Raw genomic sequence first — 15,339 nt, 5'->3', positions numbered from 1 at the left:
AATAACGCTAAAGCTTAAACCAATGAACAGTTCAGCAAGGAACAGCCGTAAACTCAAGATAAATCTGACCAAGAGGTTGATCGAGCTGCAGGCTAAAGGCTATCATTTCGATTACCTGATACTTTGCAACGGGCAATTACTATGTATTCAGAATAACCGGGTAACCCCTGTAGGTGCAGCACAAATCGATATCGTTGACCAGGTCTTCGACCGGTTGAGCAGGCGCTTTAAATATGTCCACACAATTGACACCGGTAACGGTGACATGGGTGTAATGATCACCGAAGCTATCTGTACCGCCTGGGCCATCATTTAAACTGTTCATAAACGTCATGATGAACAAAATAATTATAAGCTGTTGGATCGTAATTTCTCTTTTAAGCCTGCCCATTTTCGCTATAGCGCAACAAATGCCGCTTTACAGGCCAAATCGTTTGGATACTACCGAAACGTCCATCATTAAAACCACAGCGGTAAAAAAGAACTTTGGCAAGGCCGCCAGCTCCTGGGCGTTGGCAGAAGTTTTGCCATGGTCATTTGACCGGTATGTCCGTAATGCGGATTATGCCAGAATATCCTTTAGCACCATCCGCCATAATTTAAATCCAGGTTCCTGGACCTGGGACAATGACCGGTTTCAAACCAACCAGTTGGGGCATCCTTTTCATGGCAGCCTATTTTACAACTCCTTCAGGGCTAACGGGTATAATTTTTGGCAATCCGCACTGGCCACCGCGGCCGGAAGCTACTTTTGGGAATCCACCGCCGAGAATCAGGCACCTGCACCTAACGACTTCATTAACACCACTTTTGGTGGCATAGTATTAGGTGAAATGACTCACCGGCTGGCTAATAAATTGATTAATTATCACCGGCGCGGTTTAAAGAGGCAGCTTAGCGAAACTGGAGCCACGTTAATCAATCCAATGAATGGCTTTAGCCGCATGATCGATAGTAAATGGGGTCGTGAAACAGAAAGTAACCAGGAAGCAGATTCATCAAAAATTAGCGTAGCTTTTGACCTGGGGGCGCGGAGTTTCAGGGTCACCGCAACAAATCAATTCCCCGGTCGAAATACATTTGGCTGGTATGGCCGGATCAAGTTATTATATGGAACTCCGGCCGAGAAGTTTACGGAACCATTCAGCAATATCTCGATCACGACGGAAGTAGGGCAGGACGACAGTTCTAAAGTGAATATCGTCAGTGTGTACGGATCCATAACGGGCTGGGAACTGGAAGGGTCAAACCGGACACGATACTTGCTGATCCTTTCCGCTAATTATGATTACATTCATAACGAAGCTTTCTTTTACGGTGGTCAAAGTGTAAAGCTCAATCTCTTTACAGAATATGACCTGCCCGGGAAGGTGAAGCTCAATACGTCTTTTGGCGCCGGCCCGGTCATCTTGGCAGCCATCCCTAACCGTCATCCCTATAATGGTAGAAGTTACGATTACGGCCCTGGGATTGCCATCAACGGCGCCGTAAAGCTGGACATTGATAAACTGGCCTTTAGCGCACTTTATAAAGGCGGTTGGATGCATTCTGTAAATGGAAATCAGTCAAATTACTATCTGCATACCGTGGCCGGCGAACTTAGTTTTATGTTAACAGAAGGTTTCGCGGTCACCTCAGAAGGGGGCTACTACGCTTTATTAGGCAGATACAAGGATGATAACAATACGAACAAGCGATATCCATATATTAAATTCGCAATCAGGTATACACTTACCCTTTAGTTAAAGGCATTTACTAGATTAACCTAAAAGATCAAAACACAAAGATGAATGCGTTATCCGTTGCATAGATCCTTCTCAGAGCAAATTAAATACACCATTGAAGGTATATCAAATTGGTTCATTAGCGATTAAACAATTTATAAATAACTTGTCACACTAATAAGTCGATTCACGCCGATGAGCAGTCATATTCATGTGGCCGTTCCTGCCAGACCTTCGGTATCTTTCATAGATTGGGCCGTTGCCATTTGTTAGGAAAACATATCCTTCAAGCATGGGCGATTTACGTTGTTTTAACCGCCAAGATATCCTTGCGATCCCCGGAACGTAAGTGAAACCAAAGCCCCAATTAAAATAGTGCGCTGATTATCTAATGACTACGCGTCTTTAGACTCCAAAACAAGCTTATTGCCGTCTTATTTTTAAACTGATAATCTGTACAACAGAATCGATAAAAAATACCTTTTTACCGAAGCTGGCTTGCTTACATTTATATGATGTTTTATATCGCTGTTCAAAAAAAAGACCTATCTTAAAAAATGACTTTTATGATTTGTCAAATTTCAATTCATAGTAGGGGGACAATCTTTAGGTTTTGTTGACCCTTTCCTGGAGATACTACAATACTTTTAGCCTTTTTTAAACAATTAGCTCATGAAAAAAATCTTGTTTCTCATCGTCTTTTTAACAATTCAGTCGAAAATCGGGGTAAGTCAAGATAAAGAAACTTTGTTATTAAAATTAAAAAGTGATACCCGGGATACGGCCAGAATAAACAATTTACTTAAGCTTTCAAAGCACATGTTGACTTTCTCCGGTGTTCAAAAATCTCAGATTGACAGTGCATTTATTTTTATAAATCAAGCAATACAATTAAACCGCAATTATAAGAACTGGCATATTCAAGGGCAGGCTGACCTTCAATTATCTCTTTATTACAACTTAAAAGGAGAAAAAGAAAAGGCGGCAGCAAAGTCAAACGCTGCGCTACTTTTGTTCACTCAAAAAAATGATTTGCGAAACCAGGCAGAGTCTTATATCGCGATAGGGCAATGTTATGAAAACGAAGGAGCAGAAGGTCTAAAAAAAATCGGTTATTACAGAAAAGCGTGTGATCTTTTCCAGAAAACAGGTCAGATCGAGCGCACTGCCTCAACCCTAATCGACATCGCCGATCTGCTTACCTTCCAGGGTGCCAATAACACACTCGAAGAAATCCAAAACCTCAAGCAGGCTATCGCACTATATTCCACTATAAATTATAAAAAACTTTATGGCGTTTATGACTTGCTGGGGTCGGCGCTCAGATTATACGGCGATTTGGTGAACGCTTTAAGGTATGAATTGCTAGCTATCAAATCTTACGAAATTAACGGTGACCATTCGCTGCAGTTATGTACGATCTACAACCGTACCGGGCAGTGCTATATAGGTCTAAATAACTATAAACAGGCCATCGACTATTTGCTCAAATCGCTGGAAATTGCCCATGAATTCAAATCAGAAGTATCAGTAATCACCGTATCTATAAATTTATCAACGGCATACCTTGGTAGCGGTCAATATGAGAAAGCTGTTAAGATTTTGAAAAGCATAGAAGCCTCACCACTCCTTAACGGGCAGACTACGCTTAATATAGCGATCTATGGGAAGATGATGCTCGGCTATCTGGGGCTAAAACGATTTGACGAGGCAAAACATTATTTTGCCAAAATACAACAGTTAAATCCTGCCGGCACAAAAGAAACCTATAAAAGGCCTGTAGATTATATCATTAGCTATTACATAGCAACACAACAGTATAAATTATGTTACCCCTTACTGGAGATGAACAAGCAAATTGGCTCATCTACAAAAATCTATGAGTTGAATGGCAAGAATGAGCTTAACTGGTTTAAAGTAGATTCGGCTCTCGGCAAATATAAATCCGCTATTTCCCATTTTCAACAGTATAAAACCTTTACAGATTCAGCCAATAGCGTGATAAAAAATCGTCAAATTGCATTGTACAACGCGGAGTTTGATAGTGAGCGCAAGGATCATAATATTCTAATGCAGCAAAAAGATATTGAGTTCTTGAAAAAAGAATCCGAACTTAAAGCTGATAAGGCTAAGGCGGATCAGAAGCTTCTATTAGGCGGGCTGGGAGTCACGATTTTGCTACTGGGCATAGGTTACAATCGGTTTCGCTTAAAACAACGCATTAATGATAAATTGCGAATTCAACAAGAAGAGATCGTTCGGCAAAAGTTTGGACTCGAACAATTGTTATTAGAGAAGGAAGATTTATTGGCCGATAAAGATGAGTTGCTCAAGGATAAGGATTGGCTGATAAAAGAGGTGCATCACCGGGTAAAAAACAACCTTCAGATCGTTATGAGTCTGCTAAGCTCACAATGTTCCTACCTGGAAAATACCGCTGCATTGGAGGCAATTCGGGAGAGTCAAAACAGGGTGCAGGCGATTTCCCTAATTCACCAAAAGCTGTACACCAGCAGCAATGTATCCAGCATTAACATGGCAGCATATGTTTCAGATCTTGTTGGTTACCTGGCAGATTGCTTTGATACTCGTCGCCACCGGATAAGAATCGAACAGCTCGTCGAGAATTTTAACATTGATCTGGCTCAGGCAGTACCGCTTGGGCTTATCCTTAACGAAGCAATTACTAACGCTATTAAATATGCTTTCAATCCGGACGGTGGAGAGATCATAATCGCTATTCACCAGGTAGGCAGAGATGGATTAATGTTGCATATCAGCGACAACGGGTGCGGGTTACCTGAAAATTTTGATCTAAAAAACGCCTCTTCACTTGGGATGGAAATGATGAAAGCATTGAGTAAGCAATTGGGCGGGGATTTCAAAATCCGTAATCAATCCGGTTTGCACATTAGCGTAGAATTTATGATTGAAAAGGTTTTAGGCACTGTTGCCAGCTAGGCGATTAACGTCATAAAAATATCGCTGTCAGGGTTTTTTTAACTGCTTGGCTATCCAGACAGCAATTAAGTAATATTTAATCTTTTTCCACATACTTGGTGTTTAATAATGCTCGGTTTCGAAGGTGTTGATAGCAGCCGGTCATTTTGTATAGGTCTTGATCAGTCCGGTTAAGAAATGGCTTGTACCAAATCTGATATTGATCAGCGCTGCTTTTGATGTTCTGCCGGATATATTCAACGATGCTATCGTCCGCTAATAATTCCTGGATAAATGCGCAACTGTCGTTTTTTCCGCCGGTCTTGGGTATGTTCCAGTAAAACTTTTAAAATTCTGATAGGATAATGGCCCAGGGTGCGGATCTTTTTTGCAACGCTGTCAAAGATTTCTTCCAATTGTTGGTACTGCGACTGAAAGAATACGGAGACGGTATGAAAAATAGGACCCCCGACATTCCAATGGGCATATCTGGTTTTGGTATAAAGCACGCATTCCTCGGCGAGCAGTTTTGTTAAAAGCTGCGCGACCTCAGGGGTCGCGACAGGCGTATTTCCAATATCATTGTTCATGAAATTATTCATTGATAATCTCCATGATGCAAAACCCGCGCCGTAACATATCCTATTGAAAATTAACCACTTATAAAATTATTGAACTTGTAAAATTCGAAGTTTCGTGAAACCCGCGAACAGGCTCGATATATCGTCACCCTTCAACGAATCGGAAACAGCCTATGGACTAAATCAATCAACCCAGGGGATCAATGTCAAAGTGACGACATTTCGGATTTCTCCCACCGCATTTACGAAATATCCGCTTTGCTTAAGGTAGTTATCAAATCAAATTACTGATTTATAGTTAGATGTGCGATATGGTACCCTATTGGCATTGGGATGCATAAAACAAATGATATGAACAACTACAACAAAAAAGCTGCTCTTTTAAAAAGATTCACGGCCTTGGTAATCATTGCCATGATGTCCCTCGGTGTTTTCGCGTCCTGTTCGAAGAACGACGATGACGTCAAAACGGTAAAAACATTCGTGCTAATCCACGGGGCCTGGCAGGGGGCATGGGTCTGGCAGAACGTCCAGGCAGGGTTGGTTGCTGCGGGCCATAAAGTGATCGTGGTTGAGTTACCGGGGCATGGTGAGGACAAAACTCCACCGGCCACATTGAACCTGAATGCTTATCGGGACAAAGTGGTCGCCGCTATTAACGGCGTTAGCGGAAAAGTTGTCCTTGTTGGCCACAGCATGGGCGGAATGGTCATTACATCTGTTGCAGAAGTTATTCCGAACAAAATTGAAAAGCTGGTGTATATCGGTGCATTTTTACCGGCGACCGGTCAGTCGCTTGGAGATTTGGCCGGTACCGATGCCCAATCGCTGCTCGGACCTAACATTATACCTTCAGCTGATCAGTTGACCCTGGACATCAAAAGGGATCAGGTGGTCAACATTTTTTGCCAGGACGGGCCAGCATCGGTGCAGGCCCAGGTGAACGCAATGTTCAGGGTGGAGCCGGCGATCCCATTCGGCGATAAGGTTACCATCACAGCAGCGAATTTCGGGGCGGTAGATAAATACTACATCCATACCTTACTGGATCACGCGGTCGGCATCGACCTGCAAAACCGGATGGCCAAGGCTGCGGGGATAACAAAGCAGTACAATCTGAATAGCGGGCATTGTCCCTTCCTTTCAATGCCCGAACAGGTGACCTTGACACTGTTAACAATTACTAAATAACCTTTAAAATCAAGTTCAATGGAAATTACAGTAGCTGTAACTAAAGAAAAAAACGCGCCGTTTACCTTCGAACAAGCGGAGCTTGACGGGCCCCGCGCCAATGAAGTAATGATTAAAATTACGGCCTGCGGTATTTGTCATACCGACCTTGCTGCGAGGGACCAAATATATCCCGCACCATTACCGATCGTGCTGGGTCACGAAGGATCCGGCGTTGTCGAAGCAGTAGGAAACGAAGTGACAAAAGTTAAACCGGGTGATCATGTGGTGATCAGCTACGGACATTGCGGCAAATGTCCGAACTGCCTCAAGGGCAGCCCCTCTTATTGCTACAACTTTGTAGGCCTGAATTTCGGCGGCGGCCGTGCAGATGGCAGTCATGCGCACCACCAAAAAAATGATGGGCTGAATGACTTCTTTTTCCAGCAGTCATCTTTCGGCACTTATACCATTGCCCCGGAGATCAATGTGGTTAAAGTAGACCCAACCGTCCCGCTGGAATTGCTCGGTCCGCTGGGCTGCGGCATCCAAACCGGTGCGGGCTCAGTTATTAATGCCCTGAAGCCCGGACCCGGCTCCAGCATCCTGATCTTTGGTACCGGTGCAGTGGGCCTGTCGGCTATTATGGCTGCAGCCGCCACGGGCTGCACAACTATCATCGCGGTCGATATTAATGCCGGCAGGCTGGAACTCGCGCTCAAGCTTGGTGCTACCCATACGCTCGACAGCAGACAAAGTGATTTTGCGGACGCCATCAAGGCCATTGATTCCGACGGCATTGACTACGCATTGGATACAACAGGCAGGAACGAGGTCATTAATTTAGCGCTTTACGCGCTGAAATCAAGAGGGGTTTGCGGCATCATAGGTGCTTCTCACACTGCGGTTTCTTTCGATGCCAATTATATGGTTGGAAAAGGCTTGACTATAAAAGGGATCGTGGAAGGCGAGAGCATACCGGAAATTTTTATACCGCAACTTGTAGCGCTTCATAAGGCCGGAAAATTTCCCTTTGACCAACTGATCAAATTTTACGATCCCGCGGAAATGAACCAGGCGGCGGAAGATTCTGAAAAAGGCGTTACCATCAAACCGGTGATCAGGTTTGATCAGCTGACTATTATTTAGTTTCTCAAATACCGGTCGCACTGCCGGCGGCCGGTTTAATTATTTACTTATGTGGTTTGACGTGTTCTCCCTTACCTTGCTTGTTTTTATAGCCTTAACGGCTATTATTATGGCTTACAACATCATTGCAGGTAGTGATGAGGAGGATGTGGACCTTTTTGCACGCTTCCGGATGCACACCGCAGGTATGGGCTATTTTGGCGGAAGTCTGTTTGTCGCTGCAGCATTTAGCTTATTTCCGGAGACATTTCTGATCGGATTGCTGATGCTCGCTTTACTGGTTGCCTGGATAGCTTATATGCGATTTTTTGCCAAAGCTATACCAGGTGCAGTTCGGATGATCAGTTACCTGCTCCTGATCATTTTAATGGCTTATTGCAAATTTCCGGTGTTCCTGTCCAGGATTTGTCTGGATAACTGCGCCCCAACTAACACCCCTGCCAAACCGGTCGCAGTATGCAGCGGAACAGCCAGGCCATGATGATCCAGGATGAACTCGCTTACCCAAAACAATAGCATGCCTTCAAGTGCTCATAGAAGGAAATTTAGCGGAACTGAACGGACCCGAACCCTTGGAGCTATCGACGCATTTGTCATAAACGCTCCACCAACTTCGTTTCTTGAATGCCCCTACCTATAGGATCTGATTGGTTTAGGTTTGTAGGTGAGTTTGGCATAGATGTACTGACATATTATCGCTGGTTGTATACTGATCCTTTTTGCGTGCTCCCAGGTAAGTCTTTTGCCAGTAAACCTCGGCATATTCATTCAATACCATAAGTTGGTAATTAAATATTGTGATTATGACTGTTTATTCCTTTTTTTTGGTTGCTTTTTGCGATTCTGTTCAAAATCAGGAGGCACATCAACACTGAGATCAAGAAGAGCTTGGGTGGGTACGTCCAAAGTGGCCGCAAGTTTCAGTATTGTGGAGAACAGAAAATCTTCTCTGTAGTTTTCAATTCGACTAATCTTTGCGCGCTCTACATTACTGAAAATTGCCAACTGTTCCTGAGTCCAGCCTTTAACGGTTCTAAGAGTATAAAGATTGAAAGCAACTTTGCGATAGTTTTCCTTTAGATTTTCTTCAATCATGCGATTGAGAAAAGTCTAAAAATTTAAAGTATTTTTTTGTGTCAGTATTGACACATTGAAATTAATATTCTACATTAGCTTTCTGATGAAGTAAAAAATTAATTTTATTATTGCAGTCTTCAAATTATTGAGGCATTGCACTTATAATCTCTTGTCGCTGGAACCTAGGAAATTCAAACGAGAACAGGAGGGTAAGTAAGGTGCTCACGCTATAGGCGTGGGCCCGGCTTATTCGTTCTCAAGGTCTCCTAGGACCTCAGCGGCGAATGGCTGGGTACCACGCCTTTGGCGTTTATACCGGCTTGTGTATTAACCGAACACTGTGTAATGGAAGCCGTCTTTAACAACCTTTATGATCAGATTCCTGATGCAGCCATAACGCCGCACGAGGTTATCCATGCCTTTATTAAGCGCTGGGACCCGGGCAGGGTAGGAGAGCTGCTTTGGGAGCTTTTTGCGCTGGCCGCTCTGGCCGGCCTGGGAGAAAGATCAGTTGTGTTTAAAAAGGCGGTCACAGCAGAAGAGCTTGCCTCGCTCTTAGATCAGTTAGTAGCTTTAGTGAGGGCAGCGAGTGCTTTGCACCAGGCGAGCGGGGCACCTTACCCGGTCATGCAGAATGGAGGACAAGCACATGCCTAGACCTATTATCTCTTCGTGGCTGCTTGTGATCTGCCCGCCCGAATGAGGCGCGCAGGTGATCCCACTTCCTGCTAGCTACTAAACTCATTCATCTTTAATGGTATTATATGAAGCACAAAATTTGCTTCCTGGCCCTTCTTAGCCTTTTTTTTCGGGCAGCAGCGCAGGAACTAAATATCAAAAACTATACTGAAAACATCACCGCAGGCGGTGTTTCCATCGGGCAGAAAGTCCCTGATGTACTGATCACCGGCATCAGCAATCTCCGAGTGGGAGGGAAGCTTGTCAAAACGGCCCGCCTGTCTGACTTTCGCGGCAAACTGCTGATCCTGGACTTTTGGGCAACCTGGTGCGCGCCCTGCCGGATGATGGTTCCGGTGATGGATTCTCTCCAGCGCTCATTCGGTGACCGCATGGTGTTTCTGCCGGTTACCTATGAAAAGCCAAGTGCCGTTGCACCGGTTCTTGCCGCATTGCAGCAAATCAGACCTTTTAACCTGCCGGAAGTGACCGGCGACGTTGCGCTGCACCGCCTGTTCCCGCACCGCTCCCTGCCACACTACGTCTGGATAGATGCCAATGGAATTGTCCGTGCCATCACTGAGTTCGGCGAAGTCAACCAGAGGAACATTACGGCAATGCTCAGCGGCAATGCCCCTCTTGCTGAAAAGAAGGACCTGCGCATACCATTCGATCCCGAAAAGCCGCTCTTTATAGCCGGTAACGGCGGCAGCGGCTCCGGCGTTATCTACCATTCCGTTCTTTCCGGTTACGTGCCCGGCCTCCCCGCGGCCCTGCGGATATCTGAATATGCCCCCGGCAAACCCCAGTCGTTTTCAGTCCGAAACGTGCCTTTTACGTGGCTTTGCCGGCTTGCCTATAGTGAGGGCGGACGCTGGTTTCCTGAAGCCCGGTTGAAATTACTATCTAAAGATTCTGCACAGATGACTTCCAAACTGGTTGGTCAAGCGTATAATGCCTGGCAGGCCGAAGGTCACGGGTACTGTTATGAGCTGGTCGTGCCTGCCGGCGTAGGAGATAAGGCTTTTGCGATGATACAGGCGGACCTTCGCCGCATGTTCCCGCAATGGCAGGTGGGTGTAGAAGCGGTGCGGACGCCCTGTTTGGCGCTGGTGCGGACGGATACTTCAGATCGTTTGAAGACAAAAGGAGGTCCGGTGGTCACCGACATCAATGCGTTCAGCTGCCACCTGCAAAACGCTCACCTTGAACAGTTGATGATGCGGCTACAGACACTCTATCTGCAGAAATCAACTTTGCCCGTGATTGACCAGACCGGCTATTCCGGCAGGGTCGACGTGCAATTCTCCGGCAAACTCACCGATATCACGTCGCTGAATCAGCAGCTTGCCGCCTATGGGCTTGCTTTTGTTCAGCGGGAAGCCGTGGTCGACATGCTTGTTATCCGTGATGCTGCAATTGCTAATCATTCACCCGCTAACCTTATCCCATGAAATATTATTTATACTTAATGCTGCTCACGTTTTGCTGCTACACTGGATCGCTTCGGGCGCAGAACGCAGCAATTAACGGGCGTGTCCTTGACCTTGCTGGCCATCCGGTATCCGGCGCAACAATTGCGCTCCTGCCCGGAACCCGCCTGATGATAACTGACGCATCCGGTCATTTTCGCCTGAGCGCTAATCATGGAAATTATCGGCTTCGTGTTACCTATACCGGCTTTGTCCCTTTTGAACGCAGCATTATACTTCCGTTGCGGGATACTATTAAGATCGTGCTTGAACCTGCTGTTAATACGATTGCAGAAGTAACGGTCTCAACAGGCTATCAGCAACTGCCCAAAGAGCGGGCGACCGGCTCCTTTGTAACGGTTGGCCGGGAACTGATAAACCGCAGCTTCTCTACCGACATCACTGACCGTCTGAAGGACGTGGTGCCCGGATTGAGCTTTAACCCGGTTGGAACACGGCTGTCTATCCGGGGACAGAGCACCCTGTTCTCCAATGCCGATCCGCTGATCGTTGTTGACGGGTTCCCGTACAACGAGCCCATAGAAAATCTCAACCCTAATGATGTGGAGAGCATCAGCGTACTGCGCGATGCGGCGGCGGCATCGATCTGGGGTACCCGTGCGGGCAACGGGGTAATCGTAATCACTACGAAAAAGGGCGGATTTAACCGTGCCCCGCAGGTTAGTTTCAGCGCTACCGTGGAGGGCGGCAGCCGCCCTGATCTTAAGCAGCTTAACCGGATGAGCCCTGAGGACTACCTCAGCATCGAGCGCAGGCTGTTCACGGAGGGCTATTTTGACGGCACTTTGTCGGCTGACGGACACCTGCCGCTCTCTCCCGCCGTAGAGCTCCTGCTCGCCGGCCGTGAGGGGCTGCGCTCTGCTGAAGAGGTGAACCGGCAACTTACGATGCTCGGCACACATGACCTGCGCGATGACCTCTCAAAATATTTTTACAGGCGATCTTTCAAGCAGCAATACGCATTGACTGTCGAGGGCGGATCTGCTGCGAACCGTTATTTCTTTTCCGGCGGTTATGACCGGAACCTGGACAGGGAAGCAGGCAATGGTTTTGACCGGCTTACCCTGAACGCCTCTGAAACTTTCCGGCTCAGCCCCCGACTGGAGCTAAGCGCTGCCCTTAACGTCGCCCGGACAACAACGGACCGGAACAATCCGTTTTCCTTGACCTGGAACAACGGGCAGCAGCTCTATCCCTATGCGCAGCTGGCAGATGCGAGCGGGCAGCCGTTAGCAGTGATCAAAGACCTGCGTGCCGACTTCGTATCGGCAGCACCCGGAGCCGGCCTGCTCGACTGGAACTATCGTCCGCTGGAAGAGCTGCAGCTTGCTGACAACCGCCGCAAGCTGTTGAATGCCCGGCTCAACACCGGGGTCAAGTACCAGCTTTTTAACGGGCTGGATGCGCGCTTCCTGTACCAGTATGACCAGGGGCAGAGCACAGGGCGTAATCTGCTGGCAGCTGGCAGTTATGCTGCACGTAACCTGGTTAACCGGTACACTCAGGATGACGGAACCGGTACCCTGTACCAGCCTGTTCCCCCAGGCGCTGTCCTGGACCTGGCCGAAGGTGGATCCGTACATCACGACGGCAGGGTTCAGGTGGATTACAACCGGCATTTTGGTTTGCGGCATGAACTAAGCGCCATCGGAGGGTACGAAGTGCAATCCCTGCATGTTACTTCAAACAGCAGCAGCCGTTACGGCTACGACCCGGAACACGCGACCTCCAGGCCGGTCGATTATGTAAGCACGTATACTTTTTATGATAACCCCAATATCGGTGCACCCATTCCTTCCGGGCTGTCTGAGGGTGACGCAACGGACCATTCCCGTTCCTACTACGCGAACGCAGCTTATACCTACGATGGCCGGCTTACCTTTTCAGCAAGCGGGCGGCTCGATCAGTCCAATCTTTTCGGCGTGCGGACCAACCAGAAAGGTGTGCCGCTCTACTCTGCCGGCTTCTCGTGGAATCTTTCGCGTGAAGCGTTTTATCACCTGGGCTGGCTTCCCGAACTAAAGTTCCGCGCAACTTTCGGATACAACGGTAACATTAACAAAAGCCTATCCGCCTTCACCACTGCAAGCTATCTGGATGGCAGCACCTCCCAAACCGGCTTACCCTATGCAAAGATCATTAACCCGCCCAATCCTTCACTGCGGTGGGAACGGGTCCGCAATATCAACCTTGGTGTGGATTTCGCACTGGCTGACCACCGCGTTGCGGGCAGCCTGGATTATTACCTGAAGAAAGGTATAGATCTGATCGGGCAGGCTGCTTATCCACCTTCGACAGGAATTACCCTCTTTACAGGTAATACCGCCGGGACCAGCGGGCACGGCCTTGACCTGAACATAGACACCCGAAACCTGACCCGGCGGCTGGGATGGGCCACCAGCTTTTTCCTGAGCTATGTAACGGACAAGGTAAGCCGTTACGACCGGCAGGCTTCCGCTGCTGCTTACCTGACCGACGGCCCGCTCGGCGCTTACCCGCTTACCGGCAGGCCGCTCTTTGCGGTTTACAGCTATGGCTGGGCAGGGCTGGACCCCTCAACGGGGGACCCGCAGGGTTACCTAGACGGCAGGGTGAGTAAGGACTATGCCGCAATACTTGCAGCAGCCACGCCGGACAACCTTGTTTTTCACGGCTCCTCGCGACCGCTGGTCTTCGGCGCGCTGCGGAACACCTTCAGCTATGGTGCCTGGAGCCTTTCTGCCAACATCAGCTACAAACTGGGCTATTACTTCCGCCGCACTTCCATTCGATACGGTGCTGACTACGGACTCTTCGGACAGAACGGAGACTATGCGGTACGCTGGCAGCAGCCCGGCGATGAGACCCAAACGGTGGTACCTTCTCTTCCTGCAGCGACGGACAACCGGCGGGACGAGTTCTACACGTATTCTTCCGCACTGGTAGAAAAAGGCGACCACGTCCGCCTCCAGGATGTACGACTTGGCTGGTCTCCGCAGAAGGGCAGCCTGCAGCTATATGTCTACGCCGCCAACCTCGGCATTATATGGCGGGCGAACAAGGCTCATCTCGACCCTGATTATTTCAATACTTATCCGCTTACCCGGACGATCGCCTGCGGCATCCGCTATAAATATTAATTCAATGATATGAAAAAAAGATTCTCCTTGATACTCCCTGTCCTTTTTGCATGGCTCCTCACTTTCGTGTCCTGCAAAAAAGATTTCCTTGATGAGCGCCCTGACAAAGCCCTACTGGTGCCGCAAACTGCTGCCGATATGCAATTCCTGCTGGACAACAACCAGGTGTTCAACCTCTCACCCGGACTGTTCAACAATGCGGACGGGGATACGTGGACTACCGAAACAGGATACAACGGCTACCTGCTGGAACAGGAACGGGCCAGTTATACCTGGTCGCCTGATATTTTCGGCAATGCCCAGGCAGGCGACTGGAACATTCCCTACCAGCAGATTTTCTACGCTAATGTGGTCCTGGAAGGGTTGGACAAGCTCGGTACAGCAACCGGCCCGGACAAGGATGCACTGCGCGGAACCGCTCTTTTTTACCGGTCTTATGCCTACTTCAATCTTCTACAGGAATTTGCCCGGCCTTATAACCCTTTAACGGCAGCAACCGACCCTGGTGTTCCGCTGCGCCTGAGCAGTGACGTGACATTTAAAGCGGACAGGAGTACTGTTGGGAATTGTTATGCGCAGCTGATCAGAGACCTGCTTGCCGCAAGGCGGCTGCTTCCTGCTGCAACCTCTTTTAAAACCCGGCCCGGAGTGGCGGCAGCCTTCGCTCTTTTATCCAGGGTTTATCTGAACATGGCCGACTATGAAGTCGCCGGCCGGTACGCGGATTCCTGCCTTCAGCAAAATGCAGCGCTGATCGACTACAATACCGTGAATGCCGCAGCAACCCGGCCGTTCCCGCGTGCGCTGCCGAACAGCAATGAGGAGATCATCTTTTATTCCGTGGCCCTGTCTTATACCTTCACCTCCTCCGCTTCGCCAACCCTGGCTGATCCCGCACTTTACAGCAGCTACGCCGTTAATGACCTCCGCAGCACAGTGTTCTTCCGTTCGCTTCCGCCGGGATTTAAATTCAAAGGGAACTACGCGGGCATATTGTCCGCCTTTTCCGGTATAGCTACGGATGAGCTATATCTCACACGCGCGGAGTGCAGCGCGAGGGGCGGCCGTACCACTGTTGCCCTGGCAGACCTGAATACCCTTCTATCGAAAAGGTGGAAGGCGGGAACGTTTGTGCCGCTCACGGCAGGCAGCAGCGAAGAGGCGCTTGCACTGGTATTGAGGGAGCGCAGGAAGGAACTGACCGGACGCGGCACCCGCTGGACCGACCTGCGCCGGCTGAACCCGGATCCCCGGTTTGCCATTGCGCTCAGCCGGACCATCCTGGGTAAAACATACACCCTTGAACCGAACAGCAAATGGTATACCTACCCAATCCCTGCGGAAGAGGTACGTCTGAACAACCTGGTCCAGAATGAACGCTAAAAACAATATAGAACAAATAAGGCAG

Annotated in this window: 12 protein-coding genes; 10 read left to right on the top strand and 2 right to left on the bottom strand. The window is 48.4% G+C overall.

Annotated elements, in window-relative coordinates; genetic code table 11:
- The first annotated feature begins 22 nt into the window (after positions 1–22).
- From DYU05_RS05855 to DYU05_RS05845, 3 genes are all read left to right on the top strand, one after another.
- A complete protein-coding gene (locus DYU05_RS05855) occupies positions 23–316 on the top strand; it encodes a hypothetical protein (protein ID WP_117382025.1) in 294 nt (97 codons plus the stop codon).
- 16 nt (positions 317–332) lie between these two features.
- Positions 333–1,742 (top strand): DUF3943 domain-containing protein, encoded by a 1,410-nt coding sequence (locus DYU05_RS05850; RefSeq protein ID WP_117382024.1) that lies wholly within the window; start codon positions 333–335, stop codon positions 1,740–1,742.
- 654 nt (positions 1,743–2,396) lie between these two features.
- Complete coding sequence (locus DYU05_RS05845) at positions 2,397–4,685, top strand: tetratricopeptide repeat-containing sensor histidine kinase (RefSeq protein ID WP_117382023.1); 2,289 nt, start codon at positions 2,397–2,399, stop codon at positions 4,683–4,685.
- Between the two features lie 245 nt (positions 4,686–4,930).
- On the opposite strand, the gene DYU05_RS05840 is transcribed toward DYU05_RS05845, so the two are convergent.
- The gene (locus DYU05_RS05840) at positions 4,931–5,254 is read right to left on the bottom strand and encodes a Dps family protein (RefSeq protein ID WP_205771794.1); all 324 of its coding nucleotides are present in this window, start codon (positions 5,252–5,254) and stop codon (positions 4,931–4,933) included.
- A 342-nt stretch (positions 5,255–5,596) separates the two neighbouring features.
- Between DYU05_RS05840 and DYU05_RS05835 the strand changes: the two genes are divergently transcribed.
- Genes DYU05_RS05835 through DYU05_RS05825 form a run of 3 tightly spaced genes read left to right on the top strand, consistent with a single transcriptional unit; the run spans position 5,597 to position 8,045 of the window.
- Positions 5,597–6,436, top strand: coding sequence for an alpha/beta fold hydrolase (locus DYU05_RS05835; protein WP_117382968.1), 840 nt, complete (start codon positions 5,597–5,599; stop codon positions 6,434–6,436).
- Positions 6,437–6,454: 18 nt separating this feature from the next.
- Complete coding sequence (locus tag DYU05_RS05830) at positions 6,455–7,564, top strand: NAD(P)-dependent alcohol dehydrogenase (RefSeq protein WP_117382022.1); 1,110 nt, start codon at positions 6,455–6,457, stop codon at positions 7,562–7,564.
- A 49-nt stretch (positions 7,565–7,613) separates the two neighbouring features.
- Positions 7,614–8,045 (top strand): hypothetical protein, encoded by a 432-nt coding sequence (locus tag DYU05_RS05825; protein WP_117382021.1) that lies wholly within the window; start codon positions 7,614–7,616, stop codon positions 8,043–8,045.
- Between the two features lie 320 nt (positions 8,046–8,365).
- Here the strand turns inward: DYU05_RS05825 and DYU05_RS05820 are convergent, their stop codons facing one another.
- The gene (locus tag DYU05_RS05820) at positions 8,366–8,659 is read right to left on the bottom strand and encodes a helix-turn-helix transcriptional regulator (RefSeq protein WP_117382020.1); all 294 of its coding nucleotides are present in this window, start codon (positions 8,657–8,659) and stop codon (positions 8,366–8,368) included.
- A gap of 327 nt (positions 8,660–8,986) precedes the next feature.
- Here DYU05_RS05820 and DYU05_RS05815 point away from each other — a divergent pair, with 327 nt between their 5' ends.
- The 4 genes from DYU05_RS05815 (at position 8,987) to DYU05_RS05800 (ending at position 15,314) form a co-directional block, all read left to right on the top strand.
- Complete coding sequence (locus DYU05_RS05815) at positions 8,987–9,298, top strand: hypothetical protein (RefSeq protein WP_117382019.1); 312 nt, start codon at positions 8,987–8,989, stop codon at positions 9,296–9,298.
- A gap of 107 nt (positions 9,299–9,405) precedes the next feature.
- The gene (locus tag DYU05_RS05810) at positions 9,406–10,773 is read left to right on the top strand and encodes a TlpA family protein disulfide reductase (protein ID WP_117382018.1); all 1,368 of its coding nucleotides are present in this window, start codon (positions 9,406–9,408) and stop codon (positions 10,771–10,773) included.
- On the top strand, positions 10,770–13,931 hold the full coding sequence (locus DYU05_RS05805) for a SusC/RagA family TonB-linked outer membrane protein (protein WP_117382017.1): 3,162 nt from the start codon (positions 10,770–10,772) through the stop codon (positions 13,929–13,931). Before DYU05_RS05810 ends, DYU05_RS05805 begins: the two co-directional genes overlap by 4 nt.
- A 9-nt stretch (positions 13,932–13,940) precedes the next feature.
- The gene (locus tag DYU05_RS05800) at positions 13,941–15,314 is read left to right on the top strand and encodes a RagB/SusD family nutrient uptake outer membrane protein (protein WP_117382016.1); all 1,374 of its coding nucleotides are present in this window, start codon (positions 13,941–13,943) and stop codon (positions 15,312–15,314) included.
- Positions 15,315–15,339: the final 25 nt, after the last annotated feature.

Source organism: Mucilaginibacter terrenus, assembly GCF_003432065.1.
Taxonomy (GTDB): domain Bacteria; phylum Bacteroidota; class Bacteroidia; order Sphingobacteriales; family Sphingobacteriaceae; genus Mucilaginibacter; species Mucilaginibacter terrenus.
This window is presented reverse-complemented; position numbering and strand designations above follow the sequence as displayed.

What these genes read in the sequence shown, in the direction of transcription:
- DYU05_RS05840 (WP_205771794.1), bottom strand. Translation starts at nt 5,254, where the DNA reads ATGAACAATGATATTGGAAATACGCCTGTCGCGACCCCTGAGGTCGCG.
- DYU05_RS05800 (WP_117382016.1), top strand. Translation starts at nt 13,941, where the DNA reads ATGAAAAAAAGATTCTCCTTGATACTCCCTGTCCTTTTTGCATGGCTC.
- DYU05_RS05810 (WP_117382018.1), top strand. Translation starts at nt 9,406, where the DNA reads ATGAAGCACAAAATTTGCTTCCTGGCCCTTCTTAGCCTTTTTTTTCGG.
- DYU05_RS05855 (WP_117382025.1), top strand. Translation starts at nt 23, where the DNA reads ATGAACAGTTCAGCAAGGAACAGCCGTAAACTCAAGATAAATCTGACC.
- DYU05_RS05805 (WP_117382017.1), top strand. Translation starts at nt 10,770, where the DNA reads ATGAAATATTATTTATACTTAATGCTGCTCACGTTTTGCTGCTACACT.
- DYU05_RS05845 (WP_117382023.1), top strand. Translation starts at nt 2,397, where the DNA reads ATGAAAAAAATCTTGTTTCTCATCGTCTTTTTAACAATTCAGTCGAAA.
- DYU05_RS05835 (WP_117382968.1), top strand. Translation starts at nt 5,597, where the DNA reads ATGAACAACTACAACAAAAAAGCTGCTCTTTTAAAAAGATTCACGGCC.
- DYU05_RS05850 (WP_117382024.1), top strand. Translation starts at nt 333, where the DNA reads ATGATGAACAAAATAATTATAAGCTGTTGGATCGTAATTTCTCTTTTA.
- DYU05_RS05820 (WP_117382020.1), bottom strand. Translation starts at nt 8,659, where the DNA reads ATGATTGAAGAAAATCTAAAGGAAAACTATCGCAAAGTTGCTTTCAAT.
- DYU05_RS05815 (WP_117382019.1), top strand. Translation starts at nt 8,987, where the DNA reads ATGGAAGCCGTCTTTAACAACCTTTATGATCAGATTCCTGATGCAGCC.
- DYU05_RS05830 (WP_117382022.1), top strand. Translation starts at nt 6,455, where the DNA reads ATGGAAATTACAGTAGCTGTAACTAAAGAAAAAAACGCGCCGTTTACC.
- DYU05_RS05825 (WP_117382021.1), top strand. Translation starts at nt 7,614, where the DNA reads ATGTGGTTTGACGTGTTCTCCCTTACCTTGCTTGTTTTTATAGCCTTA.